The following is a 7,340-nucleotide window of genomic DNA, read 5'->3' on the forward strand; positions in this document are numbered from 1 at the left end:
GTGCTAAAAAAGTGTATGGCTTTCAAAAAACTCAGCCACGATAAAATCTTTCTTCAATCCTGAACAGATTACTATTTTTTGACATCTAATAACAATTTGCTGCTATATCCATCATTGGATATGAATTAAATCACCCCCAAAATATTATAACCTGCATGACAAAGCTTTTCCAAAAACTGATATAAAAAGAATATTGTTTAGAAAAACTGCATAACTGCGCCGATATTTTAGAAATAAGTACTCACTCCAAACTGAATCCCCGCCAACTTAGCCGGAGGGTTTCCCAAAATATCTTTCTGCCAGTTGTAACGATAGTTCAGCCGTATTACTGTTTGTGCAGTAGGCCGCCAGCTGATAGCGGGAACGATGGAGAATACTTCATCGCTGATATTGTCCCCGGTGGATTTAAAATTCCCTTTATTCCAGTCCACATATTCAAAACGCAAAGCAGCGCTAATAACCGATTTCTCAAAACCAAATACGGGTTTCTTAAAAACTGGCTGCACAAAATCAATAAAGCCGCCTTGTTGTTTTTTACCAAATTGTTCGGTATAAGTTTCGGGTACATCTACATTCACCCAAGCCCATTCAGCATTAATATAAGTATTGATTTTAGGCAGCGTAGTATTAAAGTCTATAGCATATACGTTAACCTTTCTTTTCTTATCCAATACCAATCCATCTTCCTCATATTTGTTGTATATCCCGCCCATATAGGATAATCCCAATTCGCCAATCTTCCTGTTTCGTATAGCCACCTTACCAGTAAATAATGGGCTTCCGTTGAAGCTTTCTTCAAACCTGTCTTTATTTTCTTTGCTGGCAGGAAGAAAGGTTTTATTTGCTGCATTATCAATGATTTTATCATCAAAGCCATTGGTGAAATAAGCTTCATACGCATACACCCAATCCTTTGTTGACTTTTTCCCAAACACCCCAAAGCCCACATTACTCCAGGTAGCAGGGAGCATTTGAGTAGAGGAAATAGGACGGTCAATAAATTCCCATTTAGGCCCATCATGGTTTTGATTAAAAGCCCCAATAGGATTCATGACAATACCGCCCCGCATATTCAGGAGAGGAGCAAACTCAAAATCAACCGATGCAAATTCAATATTGATTTCTTTGGTACCGTCTTCAAATTCAACTTCACTTAAAAACTTAATTCGTTTGGAAATAGAAGAAGAAACAAACAACGTCAATCGCCGCATTTGAAACTGGTGCCCCTCTGTAATGCCGTCTTCCTGCAAGTACTGGTAGTTGGCTTCAGCATATCCACCTAGTGCAACCGGCAGTTTACCTAACTGAAGAAAGGGGCGATTATAAACAGCATCCATGTTTAATAACAGGCCGGACGTATCCTTTTCTGTCTTCCGTAACAACACAGGATCAATCTGTGCAATACCGGTATAAGAAGTAATAATGGATAGCAATAAAAATAAAGCTTGTCTCATACTTTTCTCAAATCAATAAAGAGTTGGTTGTTATCAATCGTCACGGGGAAAGTCCGCAGATCCTTGTCGGCTGGCCCGTTTGTCATCTTACCCCGATTATCATATTCACTACCATGTGCAGGGCATTGCAGGTAATCACCGGCTGCATTCAGTTCAGCACCCTGGTGAGCACATTGCATCCAGATAGCGGAGTAATCATTATCACTAAAGCGGTACACGCAAATGGGGAAGAGTAAAGAATCATTTCTCACTATGACATACAACCGGTATTTACCCTTTTCATTTAAAACAAATTCCTTTGCATCAATCAATATTCCATCTTTGGTTAGTTTACCATTGGCGAATTTGGTGGCAGCGCAGGAACATAATATGGTTGATAACGCCGTGGCGCCAATACAGGCCGCACAAGACTTGACTATAAATTCTTTTCTGTTCATGTTTATTATGATACTACAACGATTTCAGAAATTTTATGAGGCTATTCTTTTCCTGTACGGAAAGCTGCTGAAACCTTTCTTTGCTTTGTTGACCTTCGCCTCCATGCAGGAGTATTGCTTCTTCGATACTCTTTGCTCTTCCATCATGCAATAAAAAGTATTGCCCGCCTTGTGAATTAGGCGATAAACCCAACCCCCAAAGTGGTGGTGTTCTCCATTCAGATGTTTTGGCACTGCCTTCAGTATAGCCATCATCCAAAGCCGGGCCCATATCGTGAAGCAGTAAGTCAGTATAAGGATGAAAGGTTTTATTGGACAAGGAAGAAATTGGTGAAGTTCCTGTCTTTAGTGTTTGCTTATGGCAGCTTTCACATCCTGTTTGTATGAATAGATTCTTGCCTTGTATAACTTCCGCATCATTCTGATTTCGTTGTACAGGAGCTTTTAGTGTTTGCAGGTAAAAAACAACATTGTGGATGGTTTGATCAGAAACTTCAGGATCTATATGTAAGCCTGAATAAACATCTTTTGGTTGAAACGTAGAAGTAATACCGATGTCCTGGTTATAGGCATTTACCGTTTGATGTAACAGGTTGTAAGCTGCCGCCTTTTTTCCGAAGCGGTGGATATACTTCCCATTTCTTGGGATTGCATTAGAGAAAGGACTTACAAAGGAGGGCAGATACTCATAATTCGGGACACCGCTAATTCCATCACCATTTCCATCGTTTGGGTCAGCCATTGCGAGGATATCTGCATCGCTAACAAGTTCCAGGAAACCCAACCCGGTATTGGCTGGAGGTGTAAATTTTGAAAATGTAGCACCTGCCGGTATTTGTTCGGGAGTGTAGCCGGGTAAAGCCCTGTTTTGCAACTGTGGTCCGCCGAGATGGAGATACTGGTTGCCGGTGCTATCCGTTTGCCCGAACCTTGTGAGGGTAGTAAACGGATGTCCTTTGCCATCTCCCGCATGACAACTACCACAACTCGTAGCCACAAAGATGGAACCTAAGCCGTTTTGAGAAGTGAATATCTCTTCATTAAAAGCTACATCCCCTGCAAGAAACTGACGGTTCTGTTCGAAACTAAGACCTTCCACTGGTCCGTCGAGCAGTTCGTCACCGGGAGGAGTTCCCGGTAATAATTTCTCACACGCCACTACACTTGTAATGACCAGAACAATTGCAGTTATGATTTTAAATTTCTTCATTTTGTCGTAAGGCAGGTAAAATTACAATATTAGGTCGCAATAAAAGTAAATTTAGACTAATCTAATTTAATTTTTATACCTATTTTATTACCTTCACCAAAATAATTAGAACTGTGCATTCATTTACCGAGGAAAACTATCTCAAGGCCATTTATAAGTTACAGGAAACCAACGGTGAAGTAGTGGCTACTTCAGCCCTTGCCCAGGTAATGGGCGTACATGCTCCCTCTGTAACCGATATGCTGAAACGGATGGCAGGGAAGAAATTGGTGACTTACCAAAAGTCAAAAGGTTTTAAGTTATCAGAAAAGGGGAAAAAAGTGGCCGTGGGGATTATCCGTAATCACCGGCTTTGGGAAGTGTTCCTGGTTGATAAATTGGGTTTTCGCTGGGATGAGGTGCATGACCTGGCTGAACAATTAGAGCATATACATAGTGAAGACCTGACCAATAAATTGGACAATTTCTTAGGGTTCCCAAAAGCTGATCCACATGGTGATCCAATACCAGATGCAAATGGTGTCTTACCCAAATCAAAATCTGTTTTACTTTCTTCTCTTAAAGCTGGTGAAGAAGGGACCTTTACTGGTGTTACAGATCATTCTCCGGTTTTTCTGAATTATTTGGATAAAAATGCGATTTCATTAGGTAACAGCATTAAAGTAACATCTATTGAAGAATACGATCAGACTTATACGCTGCAGTTGACGGGCAAAAAAGAGGTTACAGTAAGTTTTAAAGTAGTCAATAGCCTACTGGTGAGCAGATAAGACACCGAAATGTCAATATTTATCAACAACAAGATTTGTTCGATTGAATTGGAGGGCAAGCTACTGTGCCATAGCTGCAAAATACACAACAATCACCCTGCTTTGGCCTTAGCATTGTTTCGCAATTTGTACACTTATAGAAATATTGACAAGCATCTGTGGGCATAGTTTCGTCTTTCTGAAAACCGCATTCGGGGCAAGTGATCGTAGATTGTAGTGTTAATGTCTTTTCCATTCTTTATTAGTTTTTGTCGCAACATGATATGGCTTTCACTTTGTAACCTGTTTTCTTGATAGCGGCTTCTATTGCCTTTACATCAACTTTAGATTTGTTGAAAGTGACCAAACTGCTTCGTGTTACATAAGAGGTTTTATAAGCCAATACGCCGTTTACTTTAGACAGTTCATTGTTTACATGCTCCTCGCAAGCCTCGCAGGTCATACCTTGTATAGTAAATTTTATCTGTTGCTTGTTATCAACCACTGCAAATGCTGTTGTTTCTGCTTTCAGTTTTGGATAAAACATCTTTGCATAAAGTGGGAAAGTCATCATCAATGCAGCAAAAACAGTTATTATTCCCAAAAACGTTTTGGATTGAAAGAATGAAGTCTTCTTTGTCGTTTCGCAATTACAATCCATGTCATTTGTTTTAGCTGGTTTTAGTTTCAAATACCATGCAAAGGCTAATACGGCAACAGACAATCCTATCAAATAAGGTCTTGCCGGTTCTATCCATGAAAAGTTAGCGGCAATGCTGCTGCTACCGGCAAGCAATGCAATAACAGGGGTTATACAACAAAGCGAAGCTGCAATAGCAGTAAGAACACCTGCGCCGGTAAATGTGCCTGAAGATTTTATACTTATCATACTGTTTCCAGTTTTTGAGTTTGTACATTAATATGTTTGAAGAAAGGCTTCAATATCTTCAAATTTTCCTGTGTAAGGGAATAATAAATTGTTTGCCTGTCTTTCCTGGTTTCAACAATATGTCCATCTTTTAATTTCCGTAAATGCTGCGATACGGCGGGAATACTCATGCCTAAAATATCAGAAAGGTCGCAGGGACACAATTCTTTTTCTTCTTCCAGTAAATAGATAATCTTCAACCTTACTTCGTTACCTGCCAAGGCCAATATAGTAGACAGGCTTGCAAAGGGTTTATGTGCAGTTTTCAGCTTGCTTTTGCAATTCTTTATTTGCTCTTGGTCTGCAAACAACCGGATACAAGTATTATTATCCATGCGTCAAAGATAGGAAAATAATTATTTAAGCAAATACTTAAATAATATAACCCTTATACTATTCTCTTTTAAAACTTCATTCTTTGTATTCTTACCGCATTTAATATTGCCAGCATAGCTACTCCCACATCCGCAAATACAGCTTCCCACATTGTTGCAAGCCCACCGGCACCAAGAATCAATACAATCACTTTAACAGCAAAGGCCAATGCTATATTCTGCCAGACAATTTTAGTTGTTGTTTTACCAATTTGTATAGCAGTAGCTATTTTTGAAGGATGGTCAGTTTGAATGATAACATCGGCTGTTTCAATTGCTGCATCGCTGCCCAGGCCGCCCATTGCAATCCCTACATCACTTAAGGCAAGTACAGGTGCGTCATTAATACCATCGCCTACAAAAGCCACTACATTTATCTTATCCTTTTTAAGGGCTTCTACTTTTTGTACCTTATGTTCTGGTAGGAGGTCGCCATAGGCTTTGTCAATGCCCAAATACTTTGCAACTTTATCTACAACGGCTTGTTTATCTCCGCTAAGCATGGTTGTTTTTACATTCAGTTTGTGCAACGCATCTACTGCTTGTTTACTATCCTCTTTTATTTCGTCTGCAATAGTCAGGTAGCCTGCCAGCTTTCTGTCAATTGCCACAATTACAATTGTATCCACTATTGTTCTTAATCCATCATTTACCGGCACTTTCATCATATCCATCAACTTCACATTACCTGCCAGCATTTCCTTTCCATTCACTTCTCCTTTTAACCCGTGGCCACTTATTTCTTCCAATGCATCTACCTGAATACGACCAATACTATTTCCTGCATATTCAACAACAGCTTTTGCAACAGGATGGGTTGATTTCGCTTCCAGTGCAGCAGCAAGCGGTAACCATTCATCCTGGGGGATGTCATAACTCTCCACTTCCTGCACTTTAAAAACAGCTTTGGTAAGTGTTCCTGTTTTATCCATTACCACCTGGTTTATTTTGGTCATTAAATCCAGGTAGTTGGAGCCTTTGAATAAAATACCAGCCCGGGATGCGGCGCCAATACCTCCAAAATAACCTAATGGAATAGAAATCACCAATGCACAGGGGCAACTGATAACAAGAAAAATTAAAGCCCGGTAGAGCCATGTATTGAAAACATAATTATCAACAATAAAATAGGGTATTACTGTTATGCCAATAGCAAGAAACACAACAATAGGAGTGTATATTCTTGCAAACTTGCGGATGAATTGCTCTGTTTTTGCTTTTCTTGTTGTTGCATCTTGTACAAGTGTTAATATTCTTGCAAGCGAAGAATCATTAAAAAGCTTTGTCACTTTTAACTCCACTACTTTTTCCTGGTTAATCATTCCGGCCAGTACTGTTTCGCCTTTGGTAAAAGTGGACGGTTTACTTTCACCGGTTAATGCAGAAGTATTAAAGGAACTTCCTTCGCTCAACATTTCTCCATCCAGTGGAACTCGTTCACCAACTTTTATCTGAATGGTTTCGCCAACTTTTACACTTTCTGGCGGGAGATTAACGTAAGTGCCATTTCTTAACACATCGGCGCTGTCCGGTCTTACATCCAGCAATGCTTTAATGCTTCTCTTAGCTCGGTTTACAGCAGCATCCTGGAATAATTCTCCCACTGCGTAGAAAAGCATTACCGCAACACCTTCGGGATATTCGCCAATGTAAAAAGCCCCGATGGTGGCGACACTCATCAAAAAGAATTCTGTAAATACATCACCCTTTACAGCAGTTTTTATTCCTTTAATTACTACTGGCAATCCTACCGGAATGTATGCTACCACATACCAAATAAAACGAACCCAGCCTGTAAACCACGCAGGTGTTGGCTTAATCCAGTTGTCCAATGTAATACCGCCTATCAGAAAAATAAAACTTGCGATAGCAGGTAGCCAAGGCTTAATGCCACTGCCTTCTTCGTCACCGTGGTTGTGGCCATCATCTTTACCGTGAAGCGATACCACTTTTGCTTCATTCAATTTTCCATCCAGGTCGCAGCAGGCTTCCTGCTCTGCAATTTTTGTTTCATCATGTTTATATGCCATAAAAACTTATTTAATGTAAAAAAAAGTAATGATGCCTACTATAATTAATACCATTCCGGTAATTCGTTTTTCGTTGTGCTCAATAAATTGTGAGTTCATCATCTGCACTCCTTTAAATGCAAGCATTACAAGACTAATGATTCCAGTAATGCTGATTA

General features: G+C 39.9%; 7 protein-coding genes. 1 reads left to right on the top strand and 6 read right to left on the bottom strand.

Annotated elements, in window-relative coordinates:
* Positions 1 to 227: 227 nt before the first annotated feature.
* From J0M30_16155 to J0M30_16165, 3 genes are read right to left on the bottom strand one after another with little or no spacing between them, the layout of a single operon-like run.
* A complete protein-coding gene (locus J0M30_16155) occupies positions 228 to 1,454 on the bottom strand; it encodes a hypothetical protein (GenBank protein MBN8669031.1) in 1,227 nt (408 codons plus the stop codon).
* On the bottom strand, positions 1,451 to 1,891 hold the full coding sequence (locus tag J0M30_16160; GenBank protein MBN8669032.1) for a Rieske (2Fe-2S) protein: 441 nt from the start codon (positions 1,889 to 1,891) through the stop codon (positions 1,451 to 1,453). The genes J0M30_16155 and J0M30_16160 overlap by 4 nt, the downstream gene beginning before the upstream one ends.
* Before the next feature lie 13 nt (positions 1,892 to 1,904).
* A complete protein-coding gene (locus tag J0M30_16165; protein MBN8669033.1) occupies positions 1,905 to 3,101 on the bottom strand; it encodes a c-type cytochrome in 1,197 nt (398 codons plus the stop codon).
* Between the two features lie 113 nt (positions 3,102 to 3,214).
* Here J0M30_16165 and J0M30_16170 point away from each other — a divergent pair, with 113 nt between their 5' ends.
* On the top strand, positions 3,215 to 3,871 hold the full coding sequence (locus J0M30_16170; GenBank protein ID MBN8669034.1) for a metal-dependent transcriptional regulator: 657 nt from the start codon (positions 3,215 to 3,217) through the stop codon (positions 3,869 to 3,871).
* A 241-nt stretch (positions 3,872 to 4,112) separates the two neighbouring features.
* Here J0M30_16170 and merTP read toward each other — a convergent pair whose 3' ends face one another.
* The 3 genes from merTP to cadA all read right to left on the bottom strand — a co-directional run bounded on the left by merTP (position 4,113) and on the right by cadA (position 7,182).
* Entirely contained in the window at positions 4,113 to 4,739 is a 627-nt protein-coding gene (merTP, locus tag J0M30_16175; protein MBN8669035.1) for a mercuric transport protein MerTP, read from the bottom strand.
* Entirely contained in the window at positions 4,736 to 5,113 is a 378-nt protein-coding gene (locus J0M30_16180) for a winged helix-turn-helix transcriptional regulator (protein MBN8669036.1), read from the bottom strand. The genes merTP and J0M30_16180 overlap by 4 nt, the downstream gene beginning before the upstream one ends.
* Before the next feature lie 68 nt (positions 5,114 to 5,181).
* Entirely contained in the window at positions 5,182 to 7,182 is a 2,001-nt protein-coding gene (gene cadA, locus J0M30_16185) for a cadmium-translocating P-type ATPase (protein ID MBN8669037.1), read from the bottom strand.
* Positions 7,183 to 7,340 lie beyond the last annotated feature (158 nt).

It is taken from the genome of Chitinophagales bacterium, assembly GCA_017303415.1.
Taxonomy (GTDB): Bacteria; Bacteroidota; Bacteroidia; order Chitinophagales; family Chitinophagaceae; genus SpSt-398.

Bases quoted from the DNA above. Each gene is read 5' to 3' on its own strand.
- J0M30_16155 (MBN8669031.1), bottom strand. From the start codon at position 1,454: ATGAGACAAGCTTTATTTTTATTGCTATCCATTATTACTTCTTATACC.
- J0M30_16160 (MBN8669032.1), bottom strand. From the start codon at position 1,891: ATGAACAGAAAAGAATTTATAGTCAAGTCTTGTGCGGCCTGTATTGGC.
- J0M30_16165 (MBN8669033.1), bottom strand. From the start codon at position 3,101: ATGAAGAAATTTAAAATCATAACTGCAATTGTTCTGGTCATTACAAGT.
- merTP (MBN8669035.1), bottom strand. From the start codon at position 4,739: ATGATAAGTATAAAATCTTCAGGCACATTTACCGGCGCAGGTGTTCTT.
- J0M30_16180 (MBN8669036.1), bottom strand. From the start codon at position 5,113: ATGGATAATAATACTTGTATCCGGTTGTTTGCAGACCAAGAGCAAATA.
- cadA (MBN8669037.1), bottom strand. From the start codon at position 7,182: ATGGCATATAAACATGATGAAACAAAAATTGCAGAGCAGGAAGCCTGC.